General features: G+C 48.3%; 15 protein-coding genes. 13 read left to right on the top strand and 2 right to left on the bottom strand.

All coding sequences use genetic code 11. From position 1 onward, the window contains the following. Positions 1-5: 5 nt before the first annotated feature. On the bottom strand, positions 6-1,241 hold the full coding sequence (locus D7V92_RS00750; protein ID WP_004291422.1) for a site-specific integrase: 1,236 nt from the start codon (positions 1,239-1,241) through the stop codon (positions 6-8). 348 nt (positions 1,242-1,589) lie between these two features. On the opposite strand from D7V92_RS00750, the gene D7V92_RS00740 reads away from it, so the two are divergent. From D7V92_RS00740 to D7V92_RS00685, 12 genes are all read left to right on the top strand, one after another. Continuing rightward, positions 1,590-2,717, top strand: coding sequence for a hypothetical protein (locus D7V92_RS00740; protein ID WP_005859806.1), 1,128 nt, complete (start codon positions 1,590-1,592; stop codon positions 2,715-2,717). Between the two features lie 5 nt (positions 2,718-2,722). After that, entirely contained in the window at positions 2,723-4,588 is a 1,866-nt protein-coding gene (locus tag D7V92_RS00735) for a DNA topoisomerase IV subunit B (RefSeq protein WP_005859805.1), read from the top strand. Further along, positions 4,575-5,048: a pantetheine-phosphate adenylyltransferase gene (gene coaD / locus D7V92_RS00730; RefSeq protein WP_005859804.1), complete on the top strand. Its 474-nt coding sequence runs from the start codon at positions 4,575-4,577 to the stop codon at positions 5,046-5,048. Before D7V92_RS00735 ends, coaD begins: the two co-directional genes overlap by 14 nt. 23 nt (positions 5,049-5,071) lie before the next feature. Beyond that, positions 5,072-6,661: a S41 family peptidase gene (locus D7V92_RS00725; RefSeq protein WP_121772084.1), complete on the top strand. Its 1,590-nt coding sequence runs from the start codon at positions 5,072-5,074 to the stop codon at positions 6,659-6,661. A gap of 21 nt (positions 6,662-6,682) precedes the next feature. Then, positions 6,683-7,210, top strand: coding sequence for a chromate transporter (locus D7V92_RS00720; RefSeq protein ID WP_005859800.1), 528 nt, complete (start codon positions 6,683-6,685; stop codon positions 7,208-7,210). Position 7,211: 1 nt separating this feature from the next. Continuing rightward, a complete protein-coding gene (locus D7V92_RS00715; protein ID WP_005867334.1) occupies positions 7,212-7,763 on the top strand; it encodes a chromate transporter in 552 nt (183 codons plus the stop codon). A gap of 695 nt (positions 7,764-8,458) precedes the next feature. Then, on the top strand, positions 8,459-9,775 hold the full coding sequence (locus D7V92_RS00710) for a TolC family protein (RefSeq protein ID WP_121772083.1): 1,317 nt from the start codon (positions 8,459-8,461) through the stop codon (positions 9,773-9,775). A 116-nt stretch (positions 9,776-9,891) separates the two neighbouring features. After that, positions 9,892-11,118 (top strand): efflux RND transporter periplasmic adaptor subunit, encoded by a 1,227-nt coding sequence (locus D7V92_RS00705; protein WP_005867336.1) that lies wholly within the window; start codon positions 9,892-9,894, stop codon positions 11,116-11,118. Positions 11,119-11,126: 8 nt separating this feature from the next. Then, positions 11,127-11,867 (top strand): ABC transporter ATP-binding protein, encoded by a 741-nt coding sequence (locus D7V92_RS00700; RefSeq protein ID WP_005859794.1) that lies wholly within the window; start codon positions 11,127-11,129, stop codon positions 11,865-11,867. Between the two features lie 37 nt (positions 11,868-11,904). After that, positions 11,905-13,125 (top strand): ABC transporter permease, encoded by a 1,221-nt coding sequence (locus D7V92_RS00695; protein ID WP_121772082.1) that lies wholly within the window; start codon positions 11,905-11,907, stop codon positions 13,123-13,125. 83 nt (positions 13,126-13,208) lie between these two features. After that, positions 13,209-14,276: a sensor histidine kinase gene (locus D7V92_RS00690; protein ID WP_044545769.1), complete on the top strand. Its 1,068-nt coding sequence runs from the start codon at positions 13,209-13,211 to the stop codon at positions 14,274-14,276. Continuing rightward, on the top strand, positions 14,273-15,028 hold the full coding sequence (locus D7V92_RS00685; protein WP_008779126.1) for a LytTR family DNA-binding domain-containing protein: 756 nt from the start codon (positions 14,273-14,275) through the stop codon (positions 15,026-15,028). The genes D7V92_RS00690 and D7V92_RS00685 overlap by 4 nt, the downstream gene beginning before the upstream one ends. Before the next feature lie 7 nt (positions 15,029-15,035). On the opposite strand, the gene dacB is transcribed toward D7V92_RS00685, so the two are convergent. Continuing rightward, entirely contained in the window at positions 15,036-16,493 is a 1,458-nt protein-coding gene (gene dacB / locus D7V92_RS00680) for a D-alanyl-D-alanine carboxypeptidase/D-alanyl-D-alanine-endopeptidase (protein ID WP_121772081.1), read from the bottom strand. 58 nt (positions 16,494-16,551) lie between these two features. Here dacB and D7V92_RS00675 point away from each other — a divergent pair, with 58 nt between their 5' ends. Continuing rightward, positions 16,552-17,709, top strand: a complete 1,158-nt coding sequence (locus D7V92_RS00675) for an AI-2E family transporter (protein ID WP_121772135.1) — start codon at positions 16,552-16,554, stop codon at positions 17,707-17,709. The last annotated feature ends 39 nt before the right edge of the window (positions 17,710-17,748 follow it).

The raw sequence follows: 17,748 nt of genomic DNA, 5'->3' as shown, positions 1-17,748 counted from the left end.
TCTTTTTAGATGGTGCAACCTGCAAATTCCTCGACGCCGTTCAATCTTGCGGCAAGGTTCTCCATGTCCTGATTGAGCTTCTCTTTGGTTATCTTTGCGTAAATCTGCGTCGTCTTTATGCTCTTGTGTCCGAGCATGGAGCTGACCGTTTCGATGGGAACACCGTTGGAGAGGAATATCGTCGTGGCTGCCGTGTGGCGGCTCTGATGCCACGTGATATGCTTGGTGATGCCGCAACGCTTGGCGACGGCACGGATACCGGCAAGGCACGTGTTATAATGCGGAACGGGAAATATCCTGCCGTCCCCGCACAGTCCCCGGTATTTGCCGATTATGCGGTTGGCGATGTCGAGCAGGCGGATGTTGGACACCACGCCCGTTTTCTGGCGGTTGATGTTTATCCACTCGTGTTCGTCGAAGTAGGTGCGGATATTCTCTTCCGTAAGGTTGCGCATATCCGCGAACGACAGCCCCGTGAAGGCGCAGAACAGGTAGAGGTCGCGGTACAATTCCTGTTTGGCGTTTTTCAGTTTCCCCTCCATCAGCAGGCGGATCTCATCTTTGGTCAGGAAACTGCGTGTTGTTTCCTCCTTCTTGATTTCATACTCGCGGAACGGGTCGCGCGTCAGCCACTCGTTGTTGATGGCGATGAATACCATCGTCCGTAACGGGCAGACGTACAGCCACACGGTATTGGTGCAGCAGTGCTTGTCCGTGCGCAGGAACATCTCGAAGTCGGAGATGAAAGCCGGGGTAAGCTCTTTTAGGGCGATGTCCTTCACATGGTAGCGGATGTCGAGGAACTCTTGCATGTGCTTGTAAACGGTGCGGTACTTCAGCAGCGTGCCTTTGGCTTTCATGCCTGCCTCCACCTGCTTCTCGTAGTCCTCGTTGTGCTGGCGGAACACCTGCATCAGCGTGTGGTAGCGGTGTTCCAGTCCGAGAAAGGCGTTCTTCACCTTCTCCGCCGTGACGAAGTTGTCACGCTCCATGATTTCCTGATAATGCCTGTTGATGCGTACCCGCATCTTGTCAAGCATACGGTTCGTTTCGAGTGCCGCCGTGCTTCTGCCCGTGACACGTCCACCTTTGGTGTCCCACAGTTTCGGATCGACAGTCAGTTTGCAGCTGAACTGTGTCTGGCTGCCGTCCACCGTGATGCGTCCCATGACGGGAACTGTCCCGTCCTTTTTCACTACCTGACGCTTGAGGTAGTAGATTACTGAAAATGTACTCTTCATTGTCCTTAATTTTTGGGTTTCAAAATTAGTTGGTGAAGAGTCCGGTGTTGGTACGCAAAACGGGGAGGAACGGCGCAATCTTTTTCCGTAACCTGATTTTTCGCATGAGTTATGGATAACTCACTATTCCTTAGAGCCTTGTTTCGCTATTCGTACCCGTTTGTCGCATTTTCGGGCATGGTTACGAACAAGTAACGTAGCGGCGTCAGGATTTGGCTTCGGCAGGGATTGTAATGGCTTCACGGATTATCGCCACTTCAACCAAAACCCTTGTAACTCAATTCTATCACTATATCTTTCCGCATTTCACTTTTTTGTAGTAACTTTGCCGCTTAAATAAAATTACCGATGAGCGTAGAGATAAGAGAAGTTACCAGTAAGAAGGAGCTTAAGAAGTTTGTCAAGTTCAATATCGAATTATACAAGGGTAATCCCTATCACGTACCGGGTTTAATAGAGGAAGAGATGATGACGCTGGATAAGAAGAAAAATCCGGCGTTCGAGGTGTGCGACGCTATTTACTTCCTTGCCTATAAGGACGGGAAGGTGGTAGGCCGTATCGCCGGTATGGTGAATCGCCCGAGTAACGAGGCTTGGGGACAGAAACGTGCCCGCTTTGGTTTCGTTGATTTTATTGATGATGACGAGGTGGTTGATGCCCTTTTTGGCGCTGTCGAGAAATGGGCCCGCGAACAAGGCATGGAGGAGATCCACGGTCCGATGGGCTTTACCGATATGGATCACGAGGGTATGTTGATCGAGGGTTTCGATCAGATCGGTACGATGGCTACAATTTATAATTATCCCTATTACCCCAAGCAAGTGGAGCGTATCGGATACGGAAAGGATCAAGATTGGCATGAATTTAAGATCTATATACCGGATGGCGTTCCCGAGAAGCATTTGCGTATCGGCGAGATCGTGAAGAAGAAATACGGATTGAAGGTGCTGAAGTTCAAGAACGCTAAGGAGATTATGCCTTACGCCCGTCCGGTATTCCATACATTGAATGCGGCTTTCGCTCCCTTGTATGGTTTCGCGCAATTGACCGAGAAGCAGATCGATTATTATATCAATATGTATATCCCTATGCTGCGTTATGATTTGGTAACGCTGATCGTAAGGGAAGAGGATAATGCGGTGGTTGGCTTTGGCATCTCCCTGCCCAACCTTTCGAGAGCCTTGCAAAAGGCTCGTGGGCATATGTTACCCTTCGGGTGGATTCATTTGCTGAAAGCGTTGAAGAGCAAACCGAAAGTAATCGACCTGTATTTGACAGGAGTCTTGCCGGAATATCAAAGTAAAGGCGTGAACGCTTTATTATTTAATGACTTGATTCCGGTCTATAAGCGTATCGGTGCCGTTTACGCCGAGAGTAACCCGGAGCTGGAGACGAATAGCGCCGTACAAGCGCAATGGGATTATTTCAAGCGAGAGCATCATAAATCAAGAAGAGCGTATATTAAAAAGTTATAAGAGATATGGATGAGCTGAATTCAACGATACAACAACCTACGGAATATAACGATGATGACATCAAGACACTGGACTGGATGGAGCATATCCGCCGGCGTCCCGGTATGTATATCGGAAAACTGGGGGACGGTAGCTATGCCGATGATGGTATCTATGTGTTGTTGAAGGAGGTGCTGGATAACTCTATCGACGAGTACATGATGGGGTATGGCAAAAGTATCGAGGTGACTATCGAGGAAGGTACGGTAGCCGTACGGGATTATGGCCGTGGTGTCCCTCTGGGTAAAGTCGTGGATGTGTCTAGCAAGATGAATACCGGCGCTAAATACGATAGCAAGGCGTTTAAGAAATCCGTGGGTTTGAATGGTGTGGGTATCAAGGCGGTGAATGCCTTGAGTAGTTATTTCTTGATAACCAGCTACCGTGACGGAGAGTGTAAGCGGGTGGAATATAGTAAGGCGATCGTCACGGAGGAATCGGATATCCAACCGACCGGGGAGGCGAACGGTACGCAGGTGTTTTTTGTCCCGGATCGGGAGATCTTTAAGGATTATCATTATAAGGACGAGTTTATCGAGGGGCTATTAAAGAACTATGTCTTCTTGAACTCGGGACTTTCCATTATTTACAACGGCAAGCGTTTCTATTCCCGCAACGGTCTGGTGGATTTGTTGAACGAGAATATGACCACCGAGCCTCTTTACCCGATCATCCACCTGAAAGGGGAGGATATAGAGGTGGTTATCACGCATAGCAACCAATATGGAGAGGAATATTATTCGTTCGTGAACGGCCAGCATACCACCCAAGGCGGTACGCACCTTTCTGCTTTCAAGGAGTCTATAGGCCGTGTCATCAAGGAATATTACAATAAGAATTTCGAGTATTCGGATATTCGTGCGGGTATCGTGGCCGCTATCAGCATAAAAGTGGAGGAGCCTGTATTCGAGAGCCAGACAAAGACCAAGCTCGGTTCGAAAGATATAGGACCGGACGGCCCTACGGTAGCGAAGTTTATCGGTGATTTCATCAAGAATGACCTGGATAACTATTTGCATAAGAATATGGAGACTTCGGAGCTTTTGCTGAAGAAGATCTTGGAGTCCGAGAAAGAGCGCAAGGCGATCGCCGGTGTTACGAAGCTGGCCCGCGAGCGTGCGAAGAAAGCGAATTTACATAATAAGAAACTAAGGGATTGCCGGATTCACCTGACCGACTCGAAAGGGGATTTGCTAGAGGAAAGCAGTATCTTTATCACGGAGGGTGACTCGGCTAGCGGTTCTATCACGAAGAGCCGTAACCCGAATTACCAAGCTGTATTTAGTTTGAGGGGTAAGCCTTTGAATAGTTATGGCTTGACAAAGAAGATCGTTTACGAGAACGAGGAGTTTAACTTGCTTCAAGCGGCCTTGAATATTGAGGATGGCTTGGAAGGTTTGCGGTATAATAAGGTGATTATCGCGACAGATGCCGATGTGGACGGGATGCATATCCGTTTATTGTTGATTACCTTCTTCTTGCAATTCTTCCCCGATTTGATTAAGCGTAATCATGTCTATATCTTGCAAACCCCGTTATTTCGGGTACGTAACCGGCAGAAGACGTGGTATTGTTATTCGGAGGAGGAACGCTTGGCTGCCATAGCCGCTGCCGGGAAGAATCCGGAGATCACCCGATTCAAAGGTCTGGGAGAGATCTCTCCCGATGAGTTCAAGCATTTTATCGGCAAGGATATACGCCTTGATCCGGTGACAATGAAGAAAGAGGACCTCGTGAAAGATATGCTCGAGTTCTATATGGGGAAGAATACCATGGAGCGACAGAACTTTATTATCGATAACTTAGTGGTTGAAGAAGATGTCATCAATTGAAAATAAACGTATTGCGCTTTTTCCCGGTACCTTCGATCCTTTTACGATCGGGCATCAATCCTTGGTAAGGCGTGGGTTGGAACTGGTGGACGAGATCGTGATCTCGATCGGTATCAACGATAAGAAGCTTACCTATTTCTCCTTGGAGAAGCGGATGGAAGCGATCTGGAATCTATACAAGGATAATCCAAGGGTGAAAGTCATGTCATATAATCAATTGACGGTGGATTTCGCTAAAGAGGTCGGAGCCGGCTTTATCTTAAGAGGAATCCGTACGGTCAATGATTTCGAATATGAGAAGACGATCGCGGACGTGAATCGTAAGTTGACGGGTATCGAGACTTTTATCTTGTTTACGGAACCGGAGCATACGCATATTAGCTCAAGTATTGTCCGTGAGTTGTTACGCTACGGCAAAGACATTTCCCAATTCGTCCCTAAAGAGACGAGATTGTATTGAAAATTATGAAACGAATATATCTGATGAAAAGAATCGTCTTATCCCTGCTGATCGTCCTAGGTGTGTTTACCGGAGCGACAGCGCAAAAAGCGAATATGGATGCCCGGAAGCTCCAATTGGCTTTATTCGCTATATCTAATCTATATGTCGACTCTACTAGCGAGACGAAGTTGGTGGAAGACGCTATAGTCGGCATGTTGGATAAGCTAGACCCTCATTCCAATTATATGGACCCGGAGGAGACGAAAGAGATGACCGAGCCTTTACAAGGCAATTTCGATGGTATCGGCATACAGTTCAATATGTTGACGGATACGCTTTACGTGATTCAGGTAATCCCCGGAGGTCCCTCTGAGAAGGTGGGGTTGATGGCGGGCGACCGTATTATCCAAGTAGACGATACCTTGATCGCCGGCGTGAAGATGAAGACTACCGATATCATGAAGAAACTACGCGGACCGAAAGGTACCGAGGTGCGTGTGAAAGTAAAGCGAGGCAAGTCGCCGGAATTGATGGATTTCAAGATCGTTCGCGGTAAGATTCCCGTGTATAGTCTGGATGCCGCTTATATGGCGGATAAGAATACCGGTTATATTAAGTTGAACCGTTTCGCCGCTTCTTCCGCCGATGAATTCAGGGAGGCGTTGGAGAAGCTCCGGAAACAGGGCATGAAGAACTTGATTCTGGATTTGCAGGGAAATGGTGGGGGATATTTGAATATCGCCATAGAGTTAGCGGATGAGTTCTTGGATAAAAACCGGTTGATCGTTTATACGAAAGGGAGTAAGCAACCTCGTGAGGAGGCGAACTCTACCGCTCGCGGACAATTCCAAGAGGGACGTTTGGTCGTTCTGGTGGACGAGTCCTCGGCTTCGGCCAGCGAGATCGTCTCCGGCGCTATTCAAGATTGGGACCGTGGAGTGATCGTAGGTCGCCGTACCTTTGGCAAAGGTTTGGTACAGAAACCGATTCCCCTGCCGGATGGTTCCATGATTCGTTTGACGGTTTCCCGTTACTATACACCCACCGGACGTTGTATACAAAAGCCTTACGAGAACGGGAAGATCGAGGAGTACCACCATGATCTGATCGACCGTTATAACCGGGGGGAGTTGATGAGTGCCGATAGCATTCATTTCCCGGATTCAATGAGGTATAACACCTTGGTTTCCGAGCGTACCGTATATGGAGGTGGAGGTATTATGCCGGACGTGTTCATCCCGGTAGATACGACTCGCTATACGGATTATCACCGGAAACTGGTAGCTTCCGGTTTAGTCAATCGGGTGTCCATGAATTATCTGGATCGTAATCGGAACCAGATGATGGCTAAATATCCGAAGTTCCAGCAGTATAAGCAAGATTTCGTGGTCGGAGAGGATATCATGGAGGAGCTTCTGAAGATGGCCGGCGATGAGAAGATTGAGTTTGAGGAAGAGCAATATAATCGTTCGAAGCCGTTGATCATGCTTCAGATCAAGGCGCTTATCGCACGGGATCTCTATGATATGGCGCAGTACTTCCAGATTATCAATGATGATAATCCAAGTTACCAGAAAGCGCTTCAGATTATTAATAATAAAGAAACTTACAATAGGCTTTTAGGACGTTAGCCAACGTAAACTGATAAGGGTATGTATTGGACGCTTTTTCTGACATTCGTGAAAATCGGTATGTTTACCATCGGAGGTGGATACGCTATGTTGCCGCTGATCCAACGGGATGTGGTGGACCGGGGGTGGATGACGAAAGAGGACTTTATCGACGTTTTCTCCGTGGCCCAATCGTTGCCGGGTATTTTCGCCGTGAATATAGCGATCTTCGTGGGTTATAAACTGAAGAAGACATGGGGCGGTTTTGTTTGTGCCTTGGGCACGATTCTCCCTTCTTTTGTAATCATGCTCTTGATCGCGTTATTCTTTACGCAGGTAAAGGATAATGTATGGGTGGAGAAGGCGTTTATGGGATTGCGTCCGGCGGTGGTCGCCTTGATCGCCGTGCCTTGTCTGACAACCGCACGTTCTATCAAGTTGAGTTACGTGCAAATGATCATACCTGTCGGGGCGGCATTGCTGATCTGGATGGGTGGGGTGTCTCCCGCTTGGATTATCTTGGCGGCTATAGCCGGAGGTTTGGTGTATGGTTTAAATAAGAAGGGCTGATATGATTTGGTTACAATTATTATATGTATATCTGAAGATCGGTATATTGGGCTTTGGTGGCGGGTATGCGATGTTATCCTTGATACAAGCCGACGTGGTGGACCGCTATGGTTGGATTTCCTTGCAGGAGTTTACCGATATTGTCGCTATCTCTCAAATGACACCCGGGCCGATCGGTATCAATAGCGCCACCTATATAGGGTATACGGCGGTGCATAATGCGGGGTATTCAGAGACGATGAGTATCCTAGGGTCTTGCCTGACGACATTCGCGGTATGTCTGCCCTCTTTCATATTGGTTCTCTTGATCTCTTATTTCTTCGCTAAGTTCCGGAATAATAAATATGTAGAGGCGGCTTTCCTTGGATTGCGCCCGGCTACGGTCGGTTTGATCGCCGCCGCCGCCTTGCTATTAATGAATAAAGAGAACTTCATCGACTACAAGAGCTTCTTGATCTTTGGCGCCGCCTTTATCTTGACTTGGAAATTCAAGATACATCCTATCTTGATGATTATTTTGGCAGGTATCGCCGGGGTTATTTTGTATTATTGAGGATCAAATCGGCTCAATTTGAGCTGATTCTTTAAGAAGAATGACTACTTTTGAGCCGATAAAAGATAGGTGGAATGGCGTTTATTCTTACTTCTTGCTCGATATAACGCAAATCCGCTGACACACCTTTTGTGCGGAGGTAGCGAGATCGTGGGAAAGAAGTGGTGATAAGCGTGCTTTTTCGTTAAAAAGAGGCCGATTTGGGACATAATAGGTGACGAGACAGCTTGCGAGAGGACGCATTCCTTGATGCGTATACTTGCGTTAGGCGTTGTGAGCGGCTGTGCATTGGGTTGTGAGTACCTGTGAATGGGCATTCGTAGCCTGTTACAACCTTATCGTAACACTGTTTCACCCTTTTTCTTGTCTAAATAGATGAATTAGGATGAATTCATTTCACTGGAATAAAAGACTGTTTTTGGGTATTCGTCTATTAGCGAGATGATTGCCGTTTTTTTCTTTCGTATTTGGGAGTGAGCCGTACCTTTGCCCGGAATAATCGATTCTCCGGGACTTCGGTTATCATTTTGTCAAATTGTCAAATCGATGGCCTTATAAATATATATCCGCACGCTTTCCTGTCGATGCAATTGCCCGTTTAATCGGTGAAAACAGCCCCTTTTTCTAGTCTGGTTGCCCATGTTTTTAAGGTAATATAGTTTTGCTTTCGTAAAAAGATAGAAAACGAAGGCAATATGAAACAATACGCTTTATTATTCGCATGTCTGTTCTTCCTCTGTGTAGGGAGTAAGGCACAAGAGCAACCTACCCGATGGACGTTGCGTGCTTGCTTGGATTACGCTTTGGAGCATAATATCCAAGTAAAGAAAAGCAAGGTGTCGCATCTTTCCGGTATAGAGGATACGAAGCAGGCGAAAGCACAGCTTTTCCCTTCCCTTTCGGCTTCGGTTACCCAAGGATTCGTGAATTATCCTTCGAGCGACGCCGCTACGAATAATAGCTATAGCGGTAATTATGCGCTGAACGCTAAATGGACGCTTTTTGATGGAGGGCAACGTGTACAGGCGATCAAGCAACAGGAAATACAAAATACCGTCGATGAGCTGGGTATCGAGCAAAACGAGGATGATATCCAAATCTCCTTGATACAGACCTATATGCAGGTACTATATGCGATGGAGTCCGTTCGTATCAACCAAAATACGGTCGAGGTATCTACGGCGCAACGGGATCGTGCGGTGGAGTTGCTACGTGCCGGTTCGATCTCGAAAGTGGATTTGGCTCAGTTGGAAAGCCTGTTAAGCACCGATAAATATCAATTGGTCGTAGCCCAGACGAATCTAGACAATTATAAGTTGCAATTGAAGCAATTACTAGAACTGGATATAACCGAAGAGATCGAATTGGTGATGCCGGAGCTTACGGAGAAAGATATCTTAACCCCGCTTCCGAGCAAGCAAACGATTTACAATACCTCTCTGGCCGTGATGCCGCAAATAAAGAGCAGTGAGCTGGCCGTGGACATCGCCGAGCTGGAGAAGAAAAAGGCGAAAGGTGCTTTCCTTCCTTCGCTCTCCATGAACGCCGGGCTGGGTACCGGCCATCTTTCCGGAACGGATTACGCTTTCGGTAGCCAGGTCTGGAATAGTTTCAACGAGAGTGTCGGATTGACGATCAGCATCCCTATCTTCAGTAACCGTCAGTATAAGACGGCCTATAACAAGGCGAAATACGCGATTACCACCAGCCAGTTGGAGTTGCTGAATACCCAAAAACAATTGCTGCAAACCGTGGAGGGGATCTATCTGGACGCTACCTCGTCGCAGACCCAATATACCTCGGCTACCGAACGCTTGAGTTACGTGAAAGAAAGCTATAACTTGATCGATGAGCAATTCAGCCTCGGTATGAAAAATACGCTTGAGCTATTGACGGAGAAGAACAATTATCTGACCGCCCAGCAAGAGCAGCTACAAGCGAAATACATGGCCTTGATGAGCGTTCAATTGCTGAATGTTTATCAGAAGAAGCCGGTTGCGGAGAATTATTAACCCACTAATGGATATATTTACTCCACTCTCTTTTTTCAAGGTTACCCTGCGACGGAGGTCGCGGGGGCCTTTTGAACAAGAATACAACGTAAAACAGAAATAAAACGAATCAGAATATGGACAAGAAGAAACTAATCATGGGCGGTGTTGCCGTTATCCTCATTGCGGGGGGCGTGTTCCTTTTCACGGGCAAATCCTCGAAAGGCGGGATCAAGCTGGAGACCGCTAAAGTAGGGCGCAGCACGATCACGAATACGGTTACGGCCACCGGTACGGTAGAGCCCGTTACCGAGGTCGAGGTAGGTACGCAGGTCTCCGGTATCATCGATAAGTTGTACGCTGATTATAACGACGTGGTGAAAGCCGGCCAACTGATCGCCGAGATGGATAAGATCAACCTCCAAGCCGAGCTTCGTTCCGCCGAGGCGCAATTGGCGAGCAGCAAGACGGAGTTCGAGTATCAACAGAAGAACTACGCACGTAGCAAGGTGCTTCACGAGAAACAATTGATTAGCGATACGGATTATGAGACGGCTACCTATAATTATGAGAAGGCGAAGGCCGCTTACGACCAGAGTCAGGCCTCCATGGTGAAAGTAAACCGTAATCTGGAATATGCCACGATCACGAGCCCTATAGACGGAGTGGTTATCAACCGGGCCGTTGAGGAAGGACAGACCGTTGCCGCCGGCTTCGAGACCCCGACGCTGTTTACCATTGCCGCCGACTTGACGAAGATGCAGGTAATAGCGGATGTGGATGAGGCGGATATAGGGAACGTGGAAGAAGGTCAACGAGTTAGTTTTACGGTGGATGCCTACCCGAACGATCAATTCGAGGGCGTGGTTCGTCAGATTCGTTTAGGGGACAGCGAAAGCACTTCCAGCGCTTCTTCCAGTACTTCTTCTTCCACGGTTGTTACGTATGAGGTAGTAATTACGGCGGATAATCCGGACTTGAAACTGAAACCTCGCTTGACGGCAAATGTCACAATTTATACGTTGGAACGTGCGAATATCCTGACCTTGCCGAACAAGGCACTTCGTTTTATCCCCGAGCCCGCCATCATGGAATCGTTGGGTATGACCGTGACAGATCCGAATGCGGAGGTACAACCCGGAAAACGCTTGGTTTGGTCCCGCCAAGGAAATACCTTGAGCCCGAGGCAGATTACGGTCGGAACCAGCAACAACAGCGTGACCGAAGTAACCGAGGGCTTGAGCGAGGGCGATGAGGTAGCCGTAGATTTAGCGAGCGCCGCCAACATGCCGGAAGTAGGTGCAGGAGCGGAGCGTAGCCCCTTCATGCCGGGCCCTCCGGGAAGCAACAAAAATAAGAGATAGTTTGCGTCATGAAAGAAATTATCAGATTAGACAATATAAAACGAGACTTCCACGTAGGCGACGAGACCGTCCATGCCCTGCGAGGCGTGTCGTTCACGATTCGCGAGGGGGAGTTCGTTACGATCATGGGAACCTCCGGCTCCGGAAAGAGTACGTTGCTGAACACGCTGGGTTGCCTTGATACTCCTACGAGCGGGGAGTATTACTTAGACGGAGTATCCGTGCGCACCATGAACAAGCGGCAGCGAGCGACCCTCCGGAATCGCAAGATCGGATTCGTTTTTCAAAATTACAATCTGTTGCCGAAGACGACAGCGGTAGAGAACGTAGAGCTTCCTCTCATGTACAATCCTACTTATAAAGCGGCCCAACGTAGGGAGAAGGCGGTCAACGCTTTGATCGCCGTGGGCTTGGGAGACCGACTGATGCATAAAAGTAACCAGATGTCCGGTGGCCAGATGCAGCGTGTGGCGATCGCCCGTGCCTTGGTGAACGATCCGGCGGTGATCCTTGCGGATGAGGCTACCGGCAACTTGGATACCCGTACCTCTTTCGAGATCTTGGTGCTCTTCCAGCGCCTGCACGCCGAGGGACGCACGATTATCTTCGTCACCCACAACCCGGAGATCGCCCAATACAGCAGCCGGAATATCACGTTGCGCGACGGTCATGTAACCGCCGATACGGTGAATACGAATATCTTGAGCGCCGCTGAGGCTTTGGCCCGCCTGCCCAAGAATGATGATTAGAATAATGAATTAATGTGGTAATAGCATATTATTTAGAATGAATACGACGAATTTACTAAAGATAGCCCTCCGGGCCTTGGCTAACAACAAGCTGCGGGGATTCCTCACGATGTTGGGTATCATCATCGGCGTGGCTTCCGTGATCACGATGCTGGCCATCGGTCAAGGCTCGAAGCGGAGTATACAGGCGCAGATCAGCGAGATGGGCTCGAACATGATCATGATCCAGCCGGGAGCCGACATGCGTGGTGGTGTCCGCCAAGACGCCTCTGCCATGGAGACGCTGAAGCTACAGGACTACGAGGATATCGTGAACGAGACTCGCTACGTCTCCGCCACTTCGCCCTCCGTGAACAGTAGCGGGCAGGTCATCTATGGCGCCAACAATGCCCCGACCACCGTCTACGGTATCAGCCCGGATTATATGGAGATACGCCGATACGAGGTGGAGGATGGCGATATGTTCAGCGATCAGGACGTGCAGACCGCCGCCAAGGTATGCGTGATCGGGAAGACGGTGGTGGATAACCTTTTCCCCGGCGGAGAGAATCCCGTCGGTAAGGTGATCCGTTTCCAGAAGCTACCGTTCCGGGTCGTGGGCGTACTGAAAAGCAAGGGATACAACAGCATGGGAATGGACCAAGACGACCTGATCTTAGCTCCATACACAACTATTCAAAAAAAGATCTTGGCCATTACCCATTTGCAAGGCATAACCTGCTCGGCGCTCAAAGAGGAGTACACCGATCAAGCCATAGACGAGATATCGGAGATACTGAGGCGTAACCATAGGCTGCGGGAAACCGATGATGATGATTTCACGATCCGGAGTATGCAGGAGTTGAGCACGATGTTGACAAGTACGACGGATATAATGACGACGTTGCTGGCTGCGGTGGCTGGTATCTCTCTTCTCGTTGGTGGTATCGGTATCATGAATATCATGTACGTGAGCGTGACGGAGCGTACGCGGGAGATCGGCCTCCGTATGAGTATCGGCGCGAAAGGCATGGATATCTTGGCTCAGTTCTTGATCGAGTCTATCCTTATCAGCGTGACCGGAGGATTGATCGGCGTGCTTTTCGGCGTGGGAGCCGCCTTGATCGTGAATGTCGTGGCGCATTTCCCGATCTATATCCAGCCGTGGAGCGTACTGCTCTCTTTCGTGGTATGTACGGTGACGGGCGTGTTCTTCGGATGGTACCCGGCCAAGAAGGCGGCGCAGCTCGACCCGATCGAGGCCATACGCTATGAGTAGACGAATGCTCACTAGATAAGGCTACATGGCTCATATAACGGTAGGAATGACTATATTTGCGTAGCACTAAAGAGGATAATAAGATGAATGACACACCACAATCTCCCCCTATCAAAGGTTTGGGAAAGTTGATACACATCGCGGGATGGGGTATCCTGTTCTGCTCCCCCTTTTTCTTCACGGGGAGGGAGTCGCAAGTCACGTTCGAGGGCTATTTCCGGAGCATCATCGTGCCGCTTTCCTTCATGCTCGTCTTCTACTTGAATTACGGGTGGCTGGTGAGGCGGTATTTGTTTAACCGCCGGACAGGGCGTTTCCTGCTGATCAACCTATTGCTTATCGGGGGTATGATGCTGTTCGTGCATCTCTGCATGCGCTATTTCTATCCGCCGGAGATGCATCATCCGGCTCGTCCGCCCCGCCCGTTGAACGAGACGGTGGGGTTCTTTCTCGTCAACGCCGTTATCTACTCCTTGGTAGCCGGCCTTAGCGTGGCGATCAAGATGACGGACGGATGGTACCGGGTGGCGGCTATCCAGCGGGAACTGGAGAAGGAGCGTGCCGAGGCGGAATTGCAGAACCTGAAGAGCCAGCTTAACCCGCATTTCCTGTTTAATACGTTGAATAATATCTATAGCTTGATAGCGTTCAGCCCGGAGAAGGCGCAGGAGGCGGTGCACGATTTGAGCCGCTTGCTTCGCTATGTCTTGTATGAGAGTAGCCAGCCTTTTGTCTCTTTGGAGAAGGATTTCGACTTCCTTCGTAATTATGTGGAGCTGATGCGTATACGCCTGCCCAAACATGTGGAGCTGAAAACGAATATCGTCGCTTCCTCCCCGGGAACCTTGATCGCCCCCCTGTTGTTTATCTCCTTGGTTGAGAATGCGTTTAAGCATGGGGTGAGCAATAATAAGCCGTCTTTCATCCATTTGGATATCCATCAGGAGGGGGCGGAGGTAGTTTGTACTATTGTGAATAGCTATTTCCCGAAAAGCCCGGATCAAGATAAAAGTGGTTCCGGTATCGGGCTGGTGAATCTGGAGAAACGCTTGGGGCTGCTCTATCCGGGGCATTTCTCGTTCCAATGCGGTCGGGAGGGGGATAACTATTCTTCTTATCTATCAATTACTATAAACGAGACTGAGATATGAGATTGACTTGCGCTATTATTGACGATGAACCTTTAGCGGTTAGCTTGCTGGAAAGCTACGTCTTGAAAACTCCGTTTCTGGATTTGCAGGGGACTTATAATAGTGCCTTGGACGCTCTTTCCGACTTACGGGATCGGCCGGTGGATCTGCTTTTTCTGGATATCCAGATGCCGGAGTTGAGCGGATTGGAGTTCTCCCGTATCTTGAACGCCGATACCCGTGTCATTTTTACGACGGCTTTCGATCAATATGCCGTGGATAGTTACCGGGTAAATGCGCTGGATTATTTGTTGAAGCCAATTAGTTATCCGGACTTCCTTGCCTCGGCGAATAAGGCGTTGCGATGGTATGAGTTGCTCCGTAAGCCGGTGTCTTCGGAAGAGAAGGAAGGATCCGCGCCAATCGCAGAGAAGGGCGGGATGGAGAGTATTTTCGTCAAGAGTGAGTATAAGCTGTTGCAAATAGAGCTGCGCAAGATATTATATATTGAAGGATTAAAGGATTACGTGAAGATATTCGTGGAGGATGAGTCCCGTCCGGTCCTTTCGTTGATGAGCATGAAGAGTTTGGAGGATATGTTACCTTCGGATCGCTTTGTGCGTGTTCATCGCTCTTTTATCGTCCAGCCGGAGAAGATCAAGGTGATCGAGCGGAATCGGATTGTCTTTGGAAAGGAGTATATCCCGATCTCCGACAATTATAAACAGCATTTCTTAGAGATGATAGAGCGTAGATCGATCCTGCCGAAATAACCGCTGGTTAGTTGAGCAATTGGAGCAATAATTTCTCTATCGCTACGGTCATAGGACGTCCGTCGCAGGAATAGTTGTTTACGAATAGGGCGATGGCGTATTGCTTATCGCCTTTGTTTATATATCCCGCATATCCTTTTACCCGGCTCATGCTTCCGCTTTTAAGATGAGCTTTTCCTTGGAGGGATGAGCCTTTTAAGAAGTTCCTCACCGAGCCTTCTACCCCCGCTACGGGCAATGATTCGTAGAAGGCTGTGTGTTGTTGTGAACAGGTTTTCATATAAATCAATAAATCAGCCACAAAAGCTGTTGATAACTTGTTGGTAACCGCAAGACCGCTACCGTCGTACATCCAGACGCACGAGAGGTCGAGTCCTTTCCCTTGCCAATAGTCCCGAAGCACCTGGATACCCCGGTTAAAAGAAGATATGACCTCTCCCTTACGGGGCGTATATCGTAGGCCGATCGTCTTGATCAAGGCATCGGCGAATAAATTATGGCTGACATGATTGGTCACTTCCACGATTTCCCGAAGCGTAGGGGAGTAAGTGGTAACAATCTCGGTCCGTTTCCCGGGTTGCCACCTACCGGCTTCCCGCAAGATACGGAAACAAGACGGTGATTCGCCGACCGTGATCCCTTCATGTTCCAATTGCCTAGTGAGATAATCCGCTAGGAAAAGAGCCGGGTCGGGAATATCCCCTTTGAGCGGATACCATTCCCGGTTAGCGGGGACAATGCCATATAAATAACGATCCGTGGCGAATGGCGCCCCTACGATAAAAGAACTATCCGAAGATACTTGCTGGGTCGTTAAGTAATTATGGAAATGGATGCCGGATAATTCCGGTTCGGTTCCTTTCAACTTCGGGCGGGTTCCGGGAGCTCCGGTTTGCAACCCTAATTTATAAAGATTGTCGAATACGCAAATCCCATAGCTTCCGGCACCATAATAACTACCCATATCTTCGCCAACCCATTTAAGGGAAGTGCCTTCCGTGTCGAATATACTTTCATCAGCGATTACGGCTCCTTGTATTTTATGGATACCCACCTTTTTCAAGGCGGAGATCCATTCCTGTAGAAACCGCTTATGATCCGGGGCGAAATGCGCTGAGCCAAGGCTAGGATCTCCGCTTCCCTTGATATATAAATTGCCTTTTAACAAGCCGTTCTCGATGGAGCCGTCGTATTCTAATGTCGTGGGAAAGCGATAATCCTCGCCCAATATCTCCAATGCGGTAGCGGTCGTAACCGTTTTCATGACCGAGGCTGGGGTCTGCTGCCGGATTGTATCGTAAGCGAATACCGTCTCGCCACTGTTAACCTCTTTCACGATCAAGGAAAATGAAGCTCCTTCCATATAAGGCTTGCGCAGGAATTGCTTGATAGGTTGTGGAGTCTGTGCCCCCACTGAAAGGTATAAGCAAGAAATGAGGAAGAAAAAGGATATTTTACGTATCATGATGTTTATATATTCTACTTTATTCTATCTTTGTCGCAAGCAAAGATATGAAAATAATATGAATCCACTGTTTGACAAGCCTTTTACGTTTGACCGTGTAATACGCATAGTGTTCGGTATACTGGTCATCTCAGGAATTATTTATTTGATAGCCTTATTACGAAACGCTTTGTTACCTTTCCTGATCGCTTGGTTACTGGCTTATATGATGCAACCGTTCGTAAAGTTCTTCCAATATAAATTATGTTTTAAGAGCCGCATCTTATCGATTATGGCGGTATTGGTGACTTTAGGGCTATTGATAACGTTGCTGGTAGTCATGGTCATTCCTTCCATCGCGGCTGAGGCGGATAAAACGCTAGAACTGATCCGCACACATGATCCCGGTGAAGGTCATGTCCCTTTGATCCCGCATTCATGGATGGAATATCTGGAAAGTAATGTGAACTTCGCCCAGATCATGGAGTTATTGAGTAAGGAGAATTTGTTGAAAGCGGTGAAGCAGATTGCGCCCCAGTTATGGTCTATCTTATCGAACACTTTCTCAATCCTTTTCAGTATCACGATCGTGTTCGTGATCTTGCTTTACTTTATTTTCATCCTTTTGGATTATGAGAAGATCGCGAATGGTTGGATCGATTTGATACCGGAGCGTTACCGTCCGTTCCTGCAAGGTTTGGCTGAGGATGTGGAATACAGCATGAATCGTTATTTCCGCGGACAATCGTTGATCGCTCTTTCTGTAGGGGTTCTCCTCGCGATCGGCTTTAAGATCATTAATTTCCCGTTGGCGGTCACGCTGGGCCTGTTTATCGGCGTGCTGAACTTAATTCCCTATATGCAGGCGATCGGTATTATCCCGATGATTCTATTGAGCTTATTGCGTTCGGCCGAGACTGGCGAGAACTTCTGGTTGATCTTTGGTATGGCTATTTTAGTCTTGGGTATCGTACAATGTATACAGGATTTATATCTTACCCCTCGCATAATGGGTAAGGCTATGGGACTGAATCCCGCCATCATCTTACTCTCATTATCCATCTGGGGAACGATCCTAGGCTTTATAGGCTTAATAATAGCCCTCCCATTGACAACATTGTGCTTATCCTACTATAAACGCTTTATCTTGCACGAAGATAATGAGTTAGATCCCGGAAACCTTGCTCATCAACCTAAGCGAGAGAAAATAAATTCAGATTTAATCGCAAAAAAATAGCCATGCCTATTGCATATTAAAAAAATACTCCTACCTTTG

Source organism: Parabacteroides sp. CH2-D42-20 (assembly GCF_003670185.1).
Lineage (GTDB): Bacteria > Bacteroidota > Bacteroidia > Bacteroidales > Tannerellaceae > Parabacteroides > Parabacteroides distasonis.
This window is presented reverse-complemented; position numbering and strand designations above follow the sequence as displayed.

Bases quoted from the DNA above. Each gene is read 5' to 3' on its own strand.
- D7V92_RS00690 (WP_044545769.1), top strand. From the start codon at position 13,209: ATGAATGACACACCACAATCTCCCCCTATCAAAGGTTTGGGAAAGTTG.
- dacB (WP_121772081.1), bottom strand. From the start codon at position 16,493: ATGATACGTAAAATATCCTTTTTCTTCCTCATTTCTTGCTTATACCTT.
- D7V92_RS00685 (WP_008779126.1), top strand. From the start codon at position 14,273: ATGAGATTGACTTGCGCTATTATTGACGATGAACCTTTAGCGGTTAGC.
- D7V92_RS00750 (WP_004291422.1), bottom strand. From the start codon at position 1,241: ATGAAGAGTACATTTTCAGTAATCTACTACCTCAAGCGTCAGGTAGTG.
- D7V92_RS00710 (WP_121772083.1), top strand. From the start codon at position 8,459: ATGAAACAATACGCTTTATTATTCGCATGTCTGTTCTTCCTCTGTGTA.
- D7V92_RS00735 (WP_005859805.1), top strand. From the start codon at position 2,723: ATGGATGAGCTGAATTCAACGATACAACAACCTACGGAATATAACGAT.
- D7V92_RS00675 (WP_121772135.1), top strand. From the start codon at position 16,552: ATGAATCCACTGTTTGACAAGCCTTTTACGTTTGACCGTGTAATACGC.
- D7V92_RS00715 (WP_005867334.1), top strand. From the start codon at position 7,212: ATGATTTGGTTACAATTATTATATGTATATCTGAAGATCGGTATATTG.
- D7V92_RS00705 (WP_005867336.1), top strand. From the start codon at position 9,892: ATGGACAAGAAGAAACTAATCATGGGCGGTGTTGCCGTTATCCTCATT.
- D7V92_RS00695 (WP_121772082.1), top strand. From the start codon at position 11,905: ATGAATACGACGAATTTACTAAAGATAGCCCTCCGGGCCTTGGCTAAC.
- D7V92_RS00720 (WP_005859800.1), top strand. From the start codon at position 6,683: ATGTATTGGACGCTTTTTCTGACATTCGTGAAAATCGGTATGTTTACC.
- D7V92_RS00740 (WP_005859806.1), top strand. From the start codon at position 1,590: ATGAGCGTAGAGATAAGAGAAGTTACCAGTAAGAAGGAGCTTAAGAAG.
- coaD (WP_005859804.1), top strand. From the start codon at position 4,575: ATGTCATCAATTGAAAATAAACGTATTGCGCTTTTTCCCGGTACCTTC.
- D7V92_RS00700 (WP_005859794.1), top strand. From the start codon at position 11,127: ATGAAAGAAATTATCAGATTAGACAATATAAAACGAGACTTCCACGTA.
- D7V92_RS00725 (WP_121772084.1), top strand. From the start codon at position 5,072: ATGAAAAGAATCGTCTTATCCCTGCTGATCGTCCTAGGTGTGTTTACC.